This is a genomic window from Lysobacter soli, from assembly GCF_009755585.1.
GTDB lineage: Bacteria > Pseudomonadota > Gammaproteobacteria > Xanthomonadales > Xanthomonadaceae > Lysobacter_J > Lysobacter_J soli.
Genome location: NZ_CP046603.1, coordinates 3,966,962 through 3,983,423, shown reverse-complemented (window position 1 = coordinate 3,983,423; position 16,462 = coordinate 3,966,962). Strand labels below are relative to the sequence as shown.

Here is a 16,462-nt window from a genome sequence, read left to right as displayed (position 1 = left end):
GACACATGACGATTGCGCATGAGGCCAGTCGCGCATCGCAGAACGCGCGCCAGATGCCGCATCGTGCGCCGCGCCGGGTCGGGCTAGGATCGCCGGGTCTCTCTGACCGTCGCCCGCCATGCGCCCGAACCTGCTCGCTCTCCTGACCGCTTCCCTGCTCGCCGCGCCGGCTTTCGCGCAATCCGCCCAGCAGATCCCGCCCGACACCGCCGCCGCCGCACAGGCGGTGCAGAAGGACGTCGTCGCGTGGCGTCGCGACATCCACCAGCATCCCGAACTCGGCAACAACGAAGTCCGCACCGCGAAGGTCGTCGCCGACCAGCTGCGCAAGCTCGGCCTGCAGGTGAAAACCGGCATCGCGCACACGGGCGTCGTCGCGGTACTGAAGGGCGGCAAGCCCGGTCCGCGCATCGCCTTGCGCGCCGACATGGACGCGCTGCCGGTGACCGAACAGACCGGCCTGCCGTTCGCATCGAAAGTGCGCACGACGTACCGCGGACAGGACGTCGGCGTCATGCACGCCTGCGGCCACGATGCGCACGTCGCGATCCTGCTCGGCGTCGCGACCGCGCTCGCCGCGCAGAAGGCGACCTTGCCGGGCGAGGTGATGTTCGTCTTCCAGCCGTCGGAGGAAGGCCCGCCGAACGCTGGCGAAACCTTCGGCGCCAAGCTCATGCTCGACGAAGGCGTCTTCCGCGATTTCAAGCCCGATGCCGTTTTCGGCCTGCATGTCTGGGCGGGATTGCCGGTGGGCCAGGTCGGCGTGCGCAGCGGGCCGATGCTCGCCGCAGCCGACGAATGGAGCCTGACCGTGCGCGGCGCGCAGACGCACGGCTCGCGTCCCTGGGATGGCGTGGATCCGATCACCGTCGCGGCGCAGATCCTGCTCGGCACGCAGAGCGTCATCGCACGCCAGGTCAACGTCGCCGCGTCTCCGGCGGTGCTCACCGCGGGGCAGTTCAATGCCGGCGTGCGCTTCAACATCATTCCCGACGAGGCGAAGCTCGTCGGCACGCTGCGCACGTTCGATGCGGCGCAGCGCGAGGACATCATCGCCCGCTTCCGCCGGACGGCCGAGGATTTCGCGCATGCCAGTGGCGCGACGGCGCAGCTCGATGTCGCCGCGAACGCGCCGGCGACGGTCAACGATCCCGCGCTCACCACGCGCGTGCGCCCGTCGCTGCAACGCGCGGTGGGCGAGTCGAACGTCGTCGAGATGCCGTTGCAGACGGTCGCCGAGGACTTCGCGCAGTTCGCCAACGTCGTGCCGGGCGTGTACTTCTTCGTCGGCTCCACCGCGAAGGGCACCGATCCCGCGAAGGCGCCGATCAACCATTCGCCGCAGTTCCTGCTCGACGAAGGCGCGCTCGACGTCGGCGTGCGCTCGATGCTGCAGGTGGCGCTGGATTACCTCGGCGCGAAGTAGCGCCGGATGACGCCGGCGGCCGCGCGAGCGCACGAAAGAGCGGACGCGGCCCGATCCGGCACAGCCGCTTCGGCTAGGATCGACGCATCACTCCGGGGAGTCACCGTCGATGCGCCTGATGCCCGCGCTGCTGAGCAGCGCACTGCTTGCCACGCCCTTGTTCATGACCTCGCACGGCGCCCACGCGCAGGCCGCGCCTGCCGGCGAGCGGCCGGAAGTCGCCGCCGCCGCGAAGTCCGTGCAGCAGAAGGTCGTCACGTGGCGACGCGATTTCCACCAGCATCCGGAGTTGTCCAACCGCGAGGAGCGCACCGCCGCGAAGGTGGCCGAACACCTGCGCGCGCTGGGCCTGAAGCCGAAGGTCGGCATCGCGCACCACGGCGTGGTCGCCATCATCCAGGGCGGCAAGCCCGGCCCGAAGGTCGCGCTGCGCGCCGACATGGACGCTCTGCCGGTGACCGAGCAGGTCGACCTGCCGTTCGCATCGAAGGCCACCGCGACCTTCCGCGGCGAGACCGTCGGCGTCATGCACGCCTGTGGCCACGACGCGCACACCAGCATCCTGCTCGGCATCGCCGACGCGCTGGTGAAGATGAAGGCCGATCTTCCGGGCTCGGTGATGCTGGTGTTCCAGCCATCGGAAGAAGGCGCGCCGGACGGCGAGGAAGGCGGTGCGTCGCTGATGCTCGAAGAGGGCCTGTTCAAGGACTTCAAGCCCGACGCGATGTTCGGCCTGCACGTGTTCTCGACGCTGCCCGTCGGCCAGATCGGCGTGCGCCAGGGACCGCTGATGGCCGCGTCCGACAAGTTCACCATCAAGGTGAAGGGCCGCCAGACGCACGGTTCGCGCCCGTGGGGCGGCATCGATCCGATCGTCGCCGCCGCCGACGTGATCGGCACCGCGCAGACCATCGTCAGCCGTCGCACCGACATCGCGAAACTGCCGGCGGTGGTGAGCTTCGGCGCGATCAAGGGCGGCATCCGCTACAACATCATTCCCGACGAAGTGGAACTGGTCGGCACCATCCGCACCTTCGATGAAGGCATGCGCCAGAAGATCTTCGGCGACCTGAAGAACGTGGCCGAACACGTCAGCGCCGCGAACGGCGCGACGGCGGAAGCGAGCGTTCCCGACCAGGACGGCAACCCGGTGACGGTGAACGACCCGGCGCTGACCGCGCGCATGATCCCGAGCCTGAAGGCCGTGGCCGGCGCCGACAACGTCATCGAACCGCCGCTGCAGATGGGCGCGGAGGACTTCTCGTTCTACGCGAAGGAAGTGCCGTCGATGTTCTTCTTCGTCGGCGCGACCGCGAAGGGCATCGATCCGGTCACCGCGCCGAGCAACCATTCGCCGAAGTTCGCGCTGGACGAAGCGTCGCTCGACCTCGGCCTGCGCGCGCTGCTGCAGGTAACGCTGGACTATCTGCATTCGCCGACGTCGGCCGCCGCGGTTGCCGACGCGCGCTAGGTCACGTGCCTAAAAGCCCTCCCCTTCAAGGGAGGGTTGGGTGGGGATGGCGTAACGCTTACGCGCTCCCTTCGAACCCCCGCTGCCGCCACGCCTCGAACACGCACACCGCCACCGCGTTCGAAAGATTGAGGCTGCGGTTGTCCGGTCGCATCGGCAGCCGCAGGCGCTGCGCGGCCGGCACGCTTTCCAGCACGTCGGCCGGAAGGCCGCGCGTTTCCGGCCCGAACAGGAACGCATCGCCCGGCTGGTAGCGCGGCGTGTCGAAGCGCACCGTGCCGCGCGTGCTCAGCGCGAACAACCGCGGCGGCGCCTGGTTCGCGGCGGTGATCGACGCCAGCGCCGCGGACAGGTCCGCATGCACCTGCAGCGTCGCGTACTCGTGGTAGTCCAGCCCCGCGCGCTTGAGCTGCTTGTCTTCCAGCGTGAAGCCGAGCGGTTCGATGAGATGCAGCCGCGCGCCGGTGTTGGCGCACAGGCGGATCACGTTGCCCGTGTTGGGCGGGATTTCCGGCTGGAAGAGGATGACGTCGAACATGCGCCCATGATCGCCTTCGCGCGCGCCGGCGTCACCAAGGCACGGGCTTTCCGCGGTAATCCAGGAACGTTCCGCTGTCGCCGATGCGCACGCCGTCGATGACCTTGAGCAGCCCGCGCACCGAATCGACCGGCGTTATCTGCGCGCCGCTGCCGCCCATGTCGGTCTGCACCCAGCCCGGATGCAGCGCGATCACGGCGATCCCGCGCTCGCGCAGCGCGGAGGCGAGCAGCACGGTCGCCATGTTCTGCGCGGCCTTCGACATCGCGTAACTCGGCGTGCTGAAGCTGGTGGTCGAGGCGATCGAGCCCAGCACGGAGGACAGGTTCGCGACTGTCGCGCCATCGACGAGGCGCTCGGCCAGCGTCTGCGTGAGCAGGAACGGGCCGCTCGCGTTGGTGCGCAGGCTGTCGTCGAGATTGGCCGGCGGCACGTGGCCGAAACGCTCGCCCGAATGCAGCACGCCGGCGTTGTTGATCAGCAGGTCGATGCCGTCCATTACCAGCGGCAGCTCGCGCGCCAGTTCGGCGTGCGATTTGGGATCGCCGACGTCCAGCGGCAATACGTGCAGGCGGCCGGGGTGTTCGCCGACCAGCTGGTTGAGCGCATTCGCGCGCCCGGGATGGCGACAGGTGGCGACGACGTGGTCGCCGTGCGCGAGCAGTTGTCGCGCGAATTCCAGGCCCAGCCCGCGGTTGGCGCCGGTGACCAGACTGCGACGTGGCGGCTGTCGGGACGTCATCGCACGAGTTCCGGAAGGTCGGGCGGGCAGTGTAGGGGCGTTCATGTGAGCGTCCGACGACGGCCGCCCGACCCGAACACGAGCCAAACTCCTACGCCCGATGGGACTTGTGGCCTAGTGCTCCGCCTCGCGGGCGACGGCTAGGATGCCTGTTCGAATCACAGGAGTCCGTCATGTCCGCTTCGTCCCGCCCGCGCCTGGCCGCGCTTGCCCTGGCCCTGGCCGCCACCTTCGGCGGGGTCGCCGCGCTCACGCCGGTGGCCGCGATGGCCGCACCCAAGACGACGGTCGACATCCCCTTCGAGGAATTCACCCTGCCCAACGGGCTGCGGGTGGTGGTGCACACGGACCGCAAGGCGCCGATCGTCGCGGTGAACCTCTGGTACCACGTGGGCAGCAAGGACGAACCGGCCGGCCGCACCGGCTTCGCGCACCTGTTCGAACACCTGATGTTCAACGGTTCGGAAAACCACCGCGGCGAGTACTTCGAACCGTTCGAACTGGTCGGCGCCACCGACATGAACGGCACCACCAATTCCGACCGCACCAACTACTTCCAGAACGTGCCGACCACCGCGCTGGACATGGCGCTGTGGATGGAATCCGACCGCATGGGCCATCTGCTCGGCGCGATCGACCAGAAGACGCTCGACGAGCAGCGCGGCGTCGTCCAGAACGAGAAGCGCGAGGGCGAGAACCAGCCGTACGGCCAGGTCTGGGACGCGCTGGGCAAGGCGCTGTATCCGAAGACGCACCCGTACCACCACAGCACCATCGGCTCGATGGCCGACCTCGACGCCGCCTCGCTCGACGACGTGAAGGGCTGGTTCCGCACGTGGTACGGGCCGAACAACGCCGTGCTCGTGCTGGCCGGCGACATCGATGTCGCGACGGCGAAGGAAAAGGTGACGAAGTACTTCGGCGACATTCCCGCCACGCCGACCATGGCGCAGCCGCAGGTCGACGTCGCGCCGCTGGCCAAGTCCACCCGCAGCACGATGACCGACAAGGTGCCGCAGGCGCGCGTGCATCGCGTGTGGAACGTCGCGCAGGCCGGCACGCCGGACCTCGACAAGCTGCAGCTGTTCGCGCAGGTGCTGGGCGGCAGCAAGTCCTCGCGCCTGGACAAGCGCCTGCTGCACGAGGAGAAGCTGGTCGATAACGTGTCCGCCGCGGCGTACTCCATGCAGCTCAGTTCAAACTTCGTCATTACCGCCGACGTGAAGCAGGGCGTGGACCCGGCGAAAGTCGAGGCGATCATCGACGAGGAGCTGCAGAATCTGCTGAAGGACGGCCCGACCAAGGCCGAACTGGAACAGGCGCGTACCGTCTTCAAGGCCGGCTTCGTGCGCGGCATCGAACGCATCGGCGGCTCCGGCGGCAAGGCCGACGCGCTCGCCGAGTGCACGGTCTACACCGGCGATCCGGGGTGCTTCCGCGACAGCCTGAAGATCATCGACACCGCCAGCGCGCGCGACCTCACGGCCGTTGCGAACAACTGGCTGACCAAGGGCAGCCACACGCTCGTCGTCGTGCCGGGCGATCGCACCCTCGTTGCCGAGGATCCCTCGGTCACGCCGGCACCGATGAAGCTGCCCGCGGTCGATCCCAGGTTCACCACCACGGCGAGCACCGTCGACCGCAGTGCGGGGCCGCCGAAGACCAGCCAGTTCCCGGACCTTCGCTTCCCTTCGCTGCAACGTGCGACGCTGAAGAACGGCACGACGGTGATCCTTGCCGAGCGCCATGACGTTCCCGTCGTGCAGATGAGCTACGAGTTCGCCGGCGGCTTCAGCGCCGACCAGGGCCGCAAGCTGGGTACGTCCAGCTTCGCGATGGGCATGATGGACGAGGGCGCGGGCGAGCTGGATTCGCTCGCGTTCGGCGATCGCGCCGAATCGCTGGGTGCGAATCTCGGCGCCGGCGCGTCGCTCGACGGCGGCAAGGCCTACCTCTCGGCGCTGAAGCAGAACCTCGATCCGTCGGTCGGGCTGTTCGCCAAGATGCTGCGCGAGCCGCGCTTCGACCAGAAGGAAATCGACCGGGTAAAGGCGAGCTGGGTCGCCGGCATCAAGCAGGAGAAGGCGCGTCCGAATGGCGCCGCCATGCGCGTACTGCCGCCGCTGCTGTACGGCGCCGGCCACGCGTACGCGATTCCCTTCAGTGGCAGCGGCACCGAGGCCTCCATCGCGTCTTTGACGCGCGATGACCTGCTCGCCTTCCATCGCGACTGGGTGCGCCCGGAAGGCGCCACGTTGATCGTCGTGGGCGACACGACGCTGAAGGAGATCGTCCCATTGCTCGACAAGCACCTGGGAGACTGGAAGCCAGCCGGCAATGCGCCGGCGCGTCCGCAGATCGGCGAGGTCGCGCGCCCGGCCAAGCCGCGCGTGTACCTGATCGACCAGCCCGGCGCGGTGCAGGCCAACATCTTCGCGGGCGAAGTCGTGCCCTCGACGAAGGACGCCGACTCGGTCCGCTTCGACATCGCCAACTCCGTCCTGGGCGGCGAGTTCTCCTCGCGCCTCAACATGAACCTGCGCGAGAACAAGCACTGGGCCTACGGTGCCTACAGCTTCTCGGCCAACGCGCTGGGCCAGCGCCCGTGGATGGCGTTCGCGCCGGTGCAGATCGACAAGACGGCCGATTCGCTCAAGGAACTGAACCGCGAGATCACCGACTACGCCACCGGCAAGGCGCCGCCGAAGCCGGAAGAAGTGGCGAAGATCCAGGCGACCGAAATCCTGAGCCTGCCGGGCGCGTTCGAGACGGCCTCGTCGGTGATGGGCGCCATCAGCGGCATCGTCCGCTACGACCGTCCGGACGACTACGTGTTCAAGCGCAAGGCGCAGATCGAAGCGCTCACGCCCGAACAGGTGAAGGCCGCCGCGTCGACGATCGACCCCAATGCGCTGACCTGGGTGGTCGTCGGCGACCTCAAGCAGATCGAGAAGCCGGTGCGCGCGCTCAAGCTGGGCGACGTGCAGGTGCTCGACGCCGACGGCAACGCGGTGACGGGCACGCCTTGAAGCGCACGCCATTGACCCCGGTACCCGCCGCCATCGCCCGCTCGTGACGCCGCCTCTGTCAGAACGCGCTGTCCGACAGAAGCGGCAAACCGCGACAACCGCCTCAGTCGTGGTTCACCGCCCGGCGTTCACAACGATGGCGGGTGCGGCGACAATCGCGCCCGTCCATTCATGCGCGGCGACGGCGTCGCGCGAATCAGGGGTCACGATGCGCAAGTCGATGGTGGGGATGGTTATGGTCTCGGCGCTGGTCGCTGGCGGCTGCACGTGGGTCGACATGGCGCCGGGCGCGTCGTCGGTGCGCGTGATCGACGGCAGCGGTCCGCCGGCCGGCTGCGAGAAGCGCGGCGAGGTCGAGGTGACGGTCAAGAACAAGGTGGCCTTCTACGAGCGCAACCAGCTGCGCGTCCGTGAGGAGCTGGAAACCCTCGCCCGCAACGAGGCCATCGGCCTGCAGGCCGACACCGTCCAGCCGATGGGTGGGCCGATGAACGGCTCGCAGCGCTTCGCCGCCTGGCGTTGCGGGGCACGTCGTGGCGCGACTGCGCCGGCGGTCCAGCCGGCCACCGGCAGCGCCCAGACCTATCCGATCGGCGGCTGAGCTTCACAGCGCTTAATCGATTCGCGCCGTCCGTCGTCCGAACGCCCCAACCATACGGGGCCGGATGGCGGAGGGCGGGATTTAAGCGTTAACATGGCGTGTTCTTTTCCGTTTCCGGTCAGCCGCCCATGTTGTTCCAGCACGTCGCCATCGCCGGTCTTGCTCATATCGATGCACCCCGCCGGCTGACCTCGGACGAAATCCACGCCCGTCTCAAGCCCACGCTCGATCGCCTCGGCATCAAGTACAACGTGCTTGAGGAAGTCGCCGGCGTTCGCGAACGCCGCTTGTGGGACGGCGAGGTCAAGGCCTCCGACGCCGCCACGCTGGCGGGCGTCAAGGCCTTGGCCGATGCCGGCATCGATGCCGACCGCGTCGGCCTGCTGGTCAACACCTCCGTCAGCCGCGACTACCTGGAGCCGTCCACGGCCTCCATCGTGTCCGGCAACCTACGCCTGCCCGACACCTGCCAGAACTTCGACGTCGCCAACGCGTGCCTCGCGTTTCTCAACGGCATGGACATCGCCAGCCGGATGATCGAGCGCGGCGAGATCGACTATGCGCTGGTCGTCAACGGCGAGACCGCCGAGCTGGCCTACGAGAAGACGCTCGACCGCCTCAGCCGCGACGACGTCACCGAAGAGCAGTTCCGCGATGAAATGGCCACGCTGACGCTGGGCAGCGGCGCCGCCGCGATGGTCCTGGCGCGCAGCGAACTCGCCCCGGGCGCGCCGCGTTACCGCGGCAGCGTCACGCGCTCGGCGACCGAGTGGAACCAGCTCTGCCGCGGCGACCTCGTGCACGACCGCATGATCGCCGACGGCCGCATGCTGATGATCGAAGGCCTCAAGCTCGGCCAGAAGACCTTTGCCGCCGCGCGCGCCGCGCTCGGCTGGGTGGTGGAAGAGCTCGACGAATTCGTCATCCACCAGGTCAGCAAGGCGCACACCAAGGCCTTCCTGAAGGCCTTCCGCATCGATCCGAAGAAGGTGCTGACCATCTTCGGCGAGCACGGCAACATCGGCCCGGCGTCGGTGCCGATCGTGCTGAGCAAGCTGCGCGAAGGCGGCCGCGTCAAGAAGGGCACGCGCATCGCGCTGCTGGGCATCGGCTCGGGCCTGAACTGCTCGATGGCCGAAGTGGTCTGGTAAGCGCCGCCCGCGTCACATCGAAGAACCCGGCCGCGTGCCGGGTTTTTCTTGGGCGACGCGAATGCGGCCCGCCCGGCACCACGACCCGAATACACCCACTCCGTCATCCGCGCGAAAGCGGCGACCCAGCCACTCCAAGCGACGTAGCGAAAGGCGCCGGATTCCCACGCTGGCGGGAATGATGAGCAGGAAACCAACGATGACGATCCACCTGCCGCTCCCTGATTACCCCTTCACGCCGCAGCGCTTCGACGTGCGCCCCGGCATCGCGATGAGCTACCTCGACGAAGGCCCGCGCGACGGCGAAGTGGTGGTGATGCTGCACGGCAATCCGTCGTGGAGCTTCTATTGGCGCAAGCTCGTGCTCGGCCTGCGCGATCGCTACCGCTGCATCGTCCCCGACCACGTTGGCATGGGCCTGTCGGACAAGCCGTCCGACGATCGCTACCGCTACACGCTGCAATCGCGCATCGACGACGTCGAGACGCTGCTCGACCGCCTCGGAATCGAAGGCGACGTCACGCTCGCCGTGCACGATTGGGGCGGCGGCATCGGCTTCGGCTGGGGCCTCAGGCATTCGTCGCGCATCCGCCGGCTCATCGTCACCAACACCGGTTCGTTCCCGCTGCCGGCGAGCAAGCCGTTGCCGAAGTCGCTGAAGTTCGGCCGCGATTCGGGTCTGGGCACGCTTCTGATCCGCGGCGTCAACGCGTTCTCGTCGGTCGCCTCGTACGTCGGCGTCGAGAACCGCATGCCCGCCGACGTGCGACGCGCTTACGTCGCGCCGTACGACACCTGGGCCAACCGCATCGCGACCTCGCGCTTCGTGCAGGACATCCCGCTGGGCGAAGGCGACGCCGCATGGCCGCTGGTCCAGGCGATGGGTCGCAAGTTGCCCGAGTACGCCGACCGCCCGGCGTTCATCGCCTGGGGCCTGCGCGACTTCGTCTTCGACAGGCACTTCCTGAAGGGCTTCACCGACGCGCTGCCGAACGCGCAGGTGCATGCGTTCGAGGACGCGGGCCACTACGTGCTCGAAGACAAGGCCGATGTCCTCGTGCCGAAGATGCGGGCGTTCCTGGACGCGAACCCGCTCTAAGTCGGGGATTTGGCCCTCTCCCTGCGGGAGAGGGGTTGGGGTGAGGGTCGGGACGCGCGATCAAGCTCGCACTTGCGATGCGCCCTCGCATCGAAAGCAGCGCACCCTCAAACCTCCGGCAACGGATTCTTCTCGTCCTCGCCCACGCCGATCCAGTCGTCCGGCGTGAGCAGCGGCAAGCCGTGCGCGAGGCGCGCCTTGTCACACTGCGCGCTCGCCTGGCCGAACTCCCATGACGCTGGCACCAGCGCGCACACCGACGGGCGCCGATCATGGATCGTGCAACGGCTGTAGCGGCCGATGTCGGCGTCGAGCGCGACGCAGCGCGGGTTCGACTGCGACGTCCCGCGCATGACGCGTTCGTGCGTGCGCAGCGATTCGGTCAGCTCGGGCGGCACCTGCCCGCCGAGTTCCGGGTCGGCTTCCGACCAGTGGAAACTCACGCGGAAGAAGGCGCAGCAGGCGCCGCAGGTCAGGCAGGGGTGGTGCATGGAAGGACCGTCACGAGGTCCGGCGAAACGGCGCCGGGTGCGGAATTCTGAGGCTTTGCGCGGCCCGTGCAAGCAGGCCGGACGCAGCGCCGCCCGTTCAGGCGAAAATGAGGCATGACCGACGTGTGCAACATCGCCGCGACCCTCCCCGGGCTGGCCGCCCGCTTTCCCGACCGCATCGCCATGCGCTGCCCCGGCACGCGCGGGCCGGACGGCATGGCCCGCTTCGACCTCACCCTGACCTACCGCGAGCTCGACGCGCGCAGCGACGCGATCGCCGCCGGCCTGGCGCGTCGCGGCATCGTCCGCGGCACGCGCACGGTGGTGATGGTGCGGCCGTCGCCGGAGTTCTTCCTGCTGATGTTCGCGCTGTTCAAGGCCGGCGCGGTGCCGGTGCTCGTCGATCCGGGCATCGACAAGCGCGCGCTGAAGCAGTGCCTGGATGAAGCGCAACCGGAGGCCTTCATCGGCATCCCGCTGGCGCACATCGCCCGCGTCGTGCTGCGCTGGGCAAGATCGGCGCGCATCCGCATCACCACCGGCACGCGCGCGTGGCTCAGCGACGCGACGCTCGCGCAGGTCGAACGCGACGGCGCGAACGCCGGCTCGCAGCTCGCCGCGACGCAGCCCGACGAGGTTGCCGCAATCCTGTTCACCAGCGGCTCCACCGGCGTGCCGAAGGGCGTGGTGTACCGGCATCGGCATTTCGTCGCGCAGATCGCGATGCTGCGCGATGCGCTGGGCATCGAGGCCGGCGGCGTCGATCTGCCGACGTTCCCGCCGTTCGCCTTGTTCGATCCCGCGCTGGGGCTGACGTCGATCATTCCCGACATGGATCCGACCAAGCCCGCGCTGGCCGACCCGCACAAGCTGCACGAAGCCATCGCGCGATTCGACGTGGACCAGCTGTTCGGCTCGCCCGCGCTGATGGCGGTGCTGGCGAACTTCGGCGCGAAGTTGCCGACGGTGAAGCGCGTGACGTCCGCCGGCGCCCCGGTGCCGGCCGACGTCGTGGCGAAGATGCGCGAACTGCTGCCAGAGGACGCCGGTTTCTGGACGCCCTACGGCGCGACCGAATGCCTGCCTGTCGCGGTCATCGAAAGCCGCGAGCTGCAATCCACGCGTGCGGCGACGGAAAACGGCGCGGGCACCTGCGTCGGCCGCGCGGTAGCGCCGAACGAGGTGCGCATCATCGCGATCACGGACGAGGCGATCGAAGACTGGACCGACGCGCGCATCGTGGAAGCAGGCGTCGTCGGCGAGATCACCGTCGCCGGTCCCACCGCGACCGACACCTACTTCAACCGTCCTGCGCAGACGAAGGCTGCGAAGATCCGCGAACGCGTTGCCGACGGCAGCGAACGCGTCGTGCATCGCATGGGCGATGTCGGCTATCTCGATGCGCAGGGTCGCCTGTGGTTCTGCGGGCGAAAGACGCATCGCGTCGAAACCGCGCAGGGCCCGCTGTATACCGAACAGGTCGAGCCGGTGTTCAACGTGCACGAGAACGTGCGCCGCACCGCGCTGGTCGGCATCGGCGCGATGGGCGCGCAACGGCCGGTGTTGTGCGTCGAGCTGGCCCATGGCGTCGACGCGAGCGAATGGCCACGCATCGAGCGTGAGCTGCGCTGGATCGCATCGGCGCACGCGCATACGTCCGGCATCGACACGTTCCTGCGCCATCCGAAATTCCCGGTCGACATCCGCCACAACGCCAAGATCGGCCGCGAGAAACTCGCCGTCTGGGCGGCGACGCGGGTGCGCTGACGCATGACGGCGCGCTACCGGCTCGACGATCTGATCATCGACGTGCCGCGCCAGCGCGTGGAGCGTGATGGCGCGCCGCTCGACGTCGGCGGGCTGAGCTTCCGGCTGCTGGAATTCATGCTCGAACAGGGCCAGCGCGTCGTCGGTTTCGACGAGTTGATCGAGCGTGTGTGGGCGCCGGCAGTGGTGAACGAGGAAACCGTCACGCAGCGCGTGCGGCTGCTGCGGCAGGCGCTGGGCGACGACGGACGGAACTCGCGCTACCTGCGTTCGGTGCGCGGGCGTGGTTACCAGTTGTGCGTCGCGCCGCAGCGCGAGGATGAAACGCGCGGCGACGCAATGCCGCCCGCGCGACGCAAGCGCCACATTGCCTTTGTAGGGATGGCGCTCATCGCGCTCGTCATCGGCGTCATCGCCTGGTGGATGCAGCGGCCGGACGAAACGAAGAAGCCGCAATCGCCGCTCCTGCAGCGCGCGGCGTACTACGCCGGCATCGGCCAGCGCGACGACAACGAGCGCGCGATCGCGCTGTATCGACAGCGGCTGCAGGAAGCGCCGGACGATCGCGACGCGATGATCGGGCTGAGCCGCGCACTCAGCGCGGACGCGTGCCTGTATAACGGCGACGCCACGCAACTCGACCGTGCGCAGGCGATGGCCGAACGCGTGATCGCCGCCGATCCGCGCAATGCTGCGGCGCACGCGGCGCTGGGCTATTCGTTCGATTGCCGCGGACGCATCGACGACGCACTTCGCGGTTACGAGCGCGCGCTGTCGCTGGATCCATCGAACGACGGCGCGCGTGCCTCGGCGGCGTACCTGTACGAACGGCGCGGGAGGCTGGCCGATGCGCTCGCAGCGAACCTCGCCGTTCGCGATCCGTCGCGTGTGCGCTTCCTGCAGATCCAGATCGCCGCGAATCTCGACCTGCTCGGTTACACGGCCGAAGCGGAATCGCGCTATCGCCGCAGTTTCCAGCTTTATCCGGACAACGTGTTCTCGAACCTGGCGTGGCCGTCGTTCCTGATGCGGCACGGGCGTCATGCCGAAGCTCAAGCGGCGCTCGACGAAGCGATGAAGCGCGGCACGGATCACGCAGGCCTGCACGTGCTGGCGGCGGAACTCGCGTGGTCGCGCGATGATCGCGACACCGCGCGCGAGGAAGCCGCGCGTGCCGTGGCGCTGCGACCGCACAGCAGTTTCCCGCGCAGCGTGCAGTACGCCTTCGCGCAAGTGCAACCGCAGCCGGCGATGCTGCGCGCGCAGGCCGAATCGTTGCGGGCGGGTCTGCGCGATGGCAGCGATCCGATCGACGGTATCGACGCCGCCTTGCTGCTCGACACGGCGGGCGACCGCGATGCCGCAATCGCCGCAGTGCGTGACGCCATCGCGATGGGCTATCGCGACGCGGCGTACCTGCGTGCATCGCCGTTGTTCGCAGGACTTCGCGAGTCGCCGGGTTTCGACGAGGCGCTGGTCGCGATCGACACGGCCATCGCGCGCGAACGCGAGGCCGTGCGTTCGCGCAAGCTCGATATCAGGGCAGCGCCTTGAGGATGTAGTCCGACATCAGCCGCTGCGACTGCGCGTGCATGTCGCGCTGGTTGTAGCGCGTGCGCGTGATCACCGCGACGAGTCGCTGCGACGGAACCACGAACACGTAATTGCCGCCGTTGCCCGACATCGCCCAGGCCGCTTCCTCCTCGCCGCGCACGTCGAAGCGGAAGCGCCACAGCAGGTAGCCGTAGTCCGCATCGTCGCGCGCCTGCGCATGCACCGTCGTCATCGCGCGGATCCAGTCGGCGGCGATCACCTGTTTGCCGTTCCAGCGTCCGCCGTCGAGCAGCAACTGCCCGAGTTTCGCCAGATCGCGGCTGCGGTAACGCGTGCCGCCGCCGCCCATGCCGATGCCTTCGGACGAACGCTGCCACTGGCTCTCGCGGATGCCGAGCGGTGCTTCCAGTGTCTCGCGCGCGAACGTCGCAAGCGGCTTGCCGCTGAGGCGTTCGACCGCAGCGCCCAGCAGGAACGAGCCCGCGGTGCAATACGAGAACGCGCGACCGTGCGGGCTATCCTCCGGACGCTTCATCCACGGTGCGTAGCCCTTGATCGGCAGGTCCAGCGCGAACTGCGTCCAGTTTTCGGCCACGTACATGCGCTCCTCGTTGCCGGCGGAGAATTGGTTGTCGTCGTCGCATTCCCATTGCGAGCTCATCGTCAGCAGGTCCTCGACGGTGAAGCGCGCCTTGCGGGGATCGGGATGAAGCCACGTCCGGTCGGCGAAGTAGCCGTAGATGGGCGCCTGCGCGCCGTCGATCAGCTTGCGGTCGACCGCCGCGCCGACCAGCAACGCGGTGACGGACTTGGTCGCCGAGCGCGTGTCGTTGAGCACATCGGGCCCGCCCGTGCCGAAATAGCGTTCGTAGACCAGGCGGCCGTCGCGGGCGATGAGCACGCTGGTCGTGTCGGGGGCCTGCCCGGCGGCGATGGCAGCGTCCATGGCGGCGAGGGTCGCGGCGTCGAAGCCTGCGCTCGCGGCGTCGGCGACGGGCCATCCATCATCGCGCGCGGCCGGCGGGGCCGCGGTGACGGCGCTGGTGGCGAACAGGACAAGCAGGGGCAGGGCGAACAGGCGACGCATCGGCAGGCTCCTTGGTTGGAGCGGCCATTGGCTGCCGGGCCTCGATGAAGTGCCTGAAATGCGAATGAAGAATTGTGAAGCCCGCTATCGGGCGGCTTTTGCCCCCGCCGGCAGGGCGTTGGAACCTGCCGCCGGCCCCGTTATGGTGTGACCCCTTTTCGCACGGAGACGGCCGATGAAGATCCTGGTGACCGGCGGCGGCGGCTTCCTCGGGCAGGTGCTTTGCCGTGGCCTGCGAGAACGCGGCCATGAGGTCGTCAGCTTCAACCGCGGCCGCTACGACGCACTCGACCGCCTCGGTGTGACGCAGGTGCAGGGCGACCTCGCCCAGCGCGACGCCGTCATCGCCGCGGCCGCGGGCTGCGAGGCGATCTTCCACAACGCCGCCAAGGCCGGCGCCTGGGGCAGTTACGAGAGCTACCACCTCGCCAACGTCGTTGGCACGCAGAACGTCATTGACGCCTGCCGCGCGCACGGCATCGGCCGGCTCGTCTACACCTCCACGCCGAGCGTCACGCACCGCAAGACGCATCCGGTCGAAGGCGGCACCGCCGAGACCGTGCCGTACGGCGACCACCTCAAGGCGCCGTACGCGGCAACCAAGCAGATCGCCGAGAAGCTCGTCATCGCCGCCAACGACACCGCGCTCGCCACCGTGTCGCTGCGACCGCGGCTGATCTGGGGCGTGGGCGACAACCAGCTGCTGCCGCGTCTGGTCGAACGCGCGCACGCGGGCCGGCTGCGTATCGTCGGCGACGGCAACAACCGCATCGACACGACCTACGTCGACAACGCCGCGCAGGCGCACTTCGACGCGTTCGAACATCTCGCACCCGGCGCCGCATGCGCGGGCCGCGCATACTTCATCAGCAATGGCGAACCGCGCACGGTGCGCGAGATCCTCAACGGCCTGCTCGATGCCGCCGGCGCACCGCAGGTCGACAAGACGATTCCCTTCGGCGTCGCATACGCGGCGGGCGTGTTGTGCGAAGGGTTGTGGCATGCGTTGCCGCTGAAGGGCGAGCCACCGATGACGCGCTTCCTCGCCGAACAGCTCAGCACGACGCACTGGTACGACATGGCGCCGGCGCGACGCGATTTCGGCTACGTGCCATCGGTCAGCATTCACGAAGGGCTCACCCGACTGAAGGTGGCCTGCATGGGACGGGCGTAGAGGCGCGCAGGCGTTCGGATCGTCACTTTTTGCCGACTGCCCCGTGCCTAGCATCGATTACACCCAGTCAGGCGCACCGCGCCACGGAGTGCACCGATGCTTAGCTACGCTGTCATCTTCTTCGTCATCGCGATCATCGCCGCGGTCCTCGGCTTCAGTGGTATCGCCGGCGCTGCCAGCAACATCGCCTGGATCCTGTTCGTCGTGTTCCTGGTGCTGGCCGTCATCTCGATGCTGCGCGGCCGCAGGGTCTGACCGGCGGATCGATCCATCGATCGAACCTGCTGATCTGACCTGCTGATCCAACCCTGCAACACCCGCGCCGGACGGCT

Annotated in this window: 13 protein-coding genes and 1 pseudogene; 10 read left to right on the top strand and 4 right to left on the bottom strand. The window is 68.5% G+C overall.

The window, feature by feature from the left end; all coding sequences use genetic code 11:
• Positions 1–118: 118 nt before the first annotated feature.
• Positions 119–1,426, top strand: coding sequence for a M20 family metallopeptidase (locus tag GOY17_RS18095; RefSeq protein ID WP_157031404.1), 1,308 nt, complete (start codon positions 119–121; stop codon positions 1,424–1,426).
• A gap of 118 nt (positions 1,427–1,544) precedes the next feature.
• A complete protein-coding gene (locus tag GOY17_RS18090) occupies positions 1,545–2,897 on the top strand; it encodes a M20 family metallopeptidase (protein ID WP_425482316.1) in 1,353 nt (450 codons plus the stop codon).
• A 58-nt stretch (positions 2,898–2,955) separates the two neighbouring features.
• On the opposite strand, the gene GOY17_RS18085 is transcribed toward GOY17_RS18090, so the two are convergent.
• Both GOY17_RS18085 and GOY17_RS18080 read right to left on the bottom strand, forming a co-directional pair.
• Entirely contained in the window at positions 2,956–3,435 is a 480-nt protein-coding gene (locus tag GOY17_RS18085) for a tRNA (cytidine(34)-2'-O)-methyltransferase (RefSeq protein ID WP_115844393.1), read from the bottom strand.
• Positions 3,436–3,466: 31 nt separating this feature from the next.
• Positions 3,467–4,177, bottom strand: coding sequence for an SDR family oxidoreductase (locus GOY17_RS18080; RefSeq protein ID WP_157031403.1), 711 nt, complete (start codon positions 4,175–4,177; stop codon positions 3,467–3,469).
• A gap of 173 nt (positions 4,178–4,350) precedes the next feature.
• On the opposite strand from GOY17_RS18080, the gene GOY17_RS18075 reads away from it, so the two are divergent.
• The 4 genes and pseudogenes from GOY17_RS18075 to GOY17_RS18060 all read left to right on the top strand — a co-directional run bounded on the left by GOY17_RS18075 (position 4,351) and on the right by GOY17_RS18060 (position 10,057).
• The gene (locus tag GOY17_RS18075) at positions 4,351–7,206 is read left to right on the top strand and encodes a M16 family metallopeptidase (RefSeq protein ID WP_157031402.1); all 2,856 of its coding nucleotides are present in this window, start codon (positions 4,351–4,353) and stop codon (positions 7,204–7,206) included.
• Between the two features lie 223 nt (positions 7,207–7,429).
• Positions 7,430–7,738: pseudogene (locus tag GOY17_RS18070) on the top strand (DUF4156 domain-containing protein); the annotation flags it as partial.
• 197 nt (positions 7,739–7,935) lie between these two features.
• Complete coding sequence (locus tag GOY17_RS18065; protein ID WP_115844387.1) at positions 7,936–8,958, top strand: 3-oxoacyl-ACP synthase III; 1,023 nt, start codon at positions 7,936–7,938, stop codon at positions 8,956–8,958.
• A 199-nt stretch (positions 8,959–9,157) separates the two neighbouring features.
• A complete protein-coding gene (locus tag GOY17_RS18060) occupies positions 9,158–10,057 on the top strand; it encodes an alpha/beta fold hydrolase (protein WP_157031401.1) in 900 nt (299 codons plus the stop codon).
• A gap of 107 nt (positions 10,058–10,164) precedes the next feature.
• Here GOY17_RS18060 and GOY17_RS18055 read toward each other — a convergent pair whose 3' ends face one another.
• Entirely contained in the window at positions 10,165–10,548 is a 384-nt protein-coding gene (locus GOY17_RS18055; RefSeq protein ID WP_115844383.1) for a YkgJ family cysteine cluster protein, read from the bottom strand.
• A gap of 114 nt (positions 10,549–10,662) precedes the next feature.
• Between GOY17_RS18055 and oleC the strand changes: the two genes are divergently transcribed.
• Together oleC and GOY17_RS18045 are read left to right on the top strand one after the other, a co-directional pair.
• Positions 10,663–12,315: an olefin beta-lactone synthetase gene (gene oleC, locus GOY17_RS18050; protein ID WP_157031400.1), complete on the top strand. Its 1,653-nt coding sequence runs from the start codon at positions 10,663–10,665 to the stop codon at positions 12,313–12,315.
• A 3-nt stretch (positions 12,316–12,318) separates the two neighbouring features.
• Positions 12,319–13,869, top strand: a complete 1,551-nt coding sequence (locus GOY17_RS18045; protein ID WP_157031399.1) for a winged helix-turn-helix domain-containing protein — start codon at positions 12,319–12,321, stop codon at positions 13,867–13,869.
• On the opposite strand, the gene GOY17_RS18040 is transcribed toward GOY17_RS18045, so the two are convergent.
• Complete coding sequence (locus tag GOY17_RS18040; protein WP_332310573.1) at positions 13,853–14,956, bottom strand: serine hydrolase domain-containing protein; 1,104 nt, start codon at positions 14,954–14,956, stop codon at positions 13,853–13,855. The genes GOY17_RS18045 and GOY17_RS18040 overlap by 17 nt on opposite strands.
• 175 nt (positions 14,957–15,131) lie before the next feature.
• On the opposite strand from GOY17_RS18040, the gene oleD reads away from it, so the two are divergent.
• A complete protein-coding gene (gene oleD / locus GOY17_RS18035; RefSeq protein WP_157031398.1) occupies positions 15,132–16,130 on the top strand; it encodes a 2-alkyl-3-oxoalkanoate reductase in 999 nt (332 codons plus the stop codon).
• Positions 16,131–16,226: 96 nt separating this feature from the next.
• Positions 16,227–16,385 (top strand): DUF1328 domain-containing protein, encoded by a 159-nt coding sequence (locus GOY17_RS18030; RefSeq protein WP_115844375.1) that lies wholly within the window; start codon positions 16,227–16,229, stop codon positions 16,383–16,385.
• The last annotated feature ends 77 nt before the right edge of the window (positions 16,386–16,462 follow it).

Coding starts and splice junctions, on each gene's coding strand:
- GOY17_RS18095 (WP_157031404.1), top strand. CDS start 119: ATGCGCCCGAACCTGCTCGCTCTCCTGACCGCTTCCCTGCTCGCCGCG.
- GOY17_RS18090 (WP_425482316.1), top strand. CDS start 1,545: ATGCCCGCGCTGCTGAGCAGCGCACTGCTTGCCACGCCCTTGTTCATG.
- GOY17_RS18085 (WP_115844393.1), bottom strand. CDS start 3,435: ATGTTCGACGTCATCCTCTTCCAGCCGGAAATCCCGCCCAACACGGGC.
- GOY17_RS18080 (WP_157031403.1), bottom strand. CDS start 4,177: ATGACGTCCCGACAGCCGCCACGTCGCAGTCTGGTCACCGGCGCCAAC.
- GOY17_RS18075 (WP_157031402.1), top strand. CDS start 4,351: ATGTCCGCTTCGTCCCGCCCGCGCCTGGCCGCGCTTGCCCTGGCCCTG.
- GOY17_RS18065 (WP_115844387.1), top strand. CDS start 7,936: ATGTTGTTCCAGCACGTCGCCATCGCCGGTCTTGCTCATATCGATGCA.
- GOY17_RS18060 (WP_157031401.1), top strand. CDS start 9,158: ATGACGATCCACCTGCCGCTCCCTGATTACCCCTTCACGCCGCAGCGC.
- GOY17_RS18055 (WP_115844383.1), bottom strand. CDS start 10,548: ATGCACCACCCCTGCCTGACCTGCGGCGCCTGCTGCGCCTTCTTCCGC.
- oleC (WP_157031400.1), top strand. CDS start 10,663: ATGACCGACGTGTGCAACATCGCCGCGACCCTCCCCGGGCTGGCCGCC.
- GOY17_RS18045 (WP_157031399.1), top strand. CDS start 12,319: ATGACGGCGCGCTACCGGCTCGACGATCTGATCATCGACGTGCCGCGC.
- GOY17_RS18040 (WP_332310573.1), bottom strand. CDS start 14,956: ATGCGTCGCCTGTTCGCCCTGCCCCTGCTTGTCCTGTTCGCCACCAGC.
- oleD (WP_157031398.1), top strand. CDS start 15,132: ATGAAGATCCTGGTGACCGGCGGCGGCGGCTTCCTCGGGCAGGTGCTT.
- GOY17_RS18030 (WP_115844375.1), top strand. CDS start 16,227: ATGCTTAGCTACGCTGTCATCTTCTTCGTCATCGCGATCATCGCCGCG.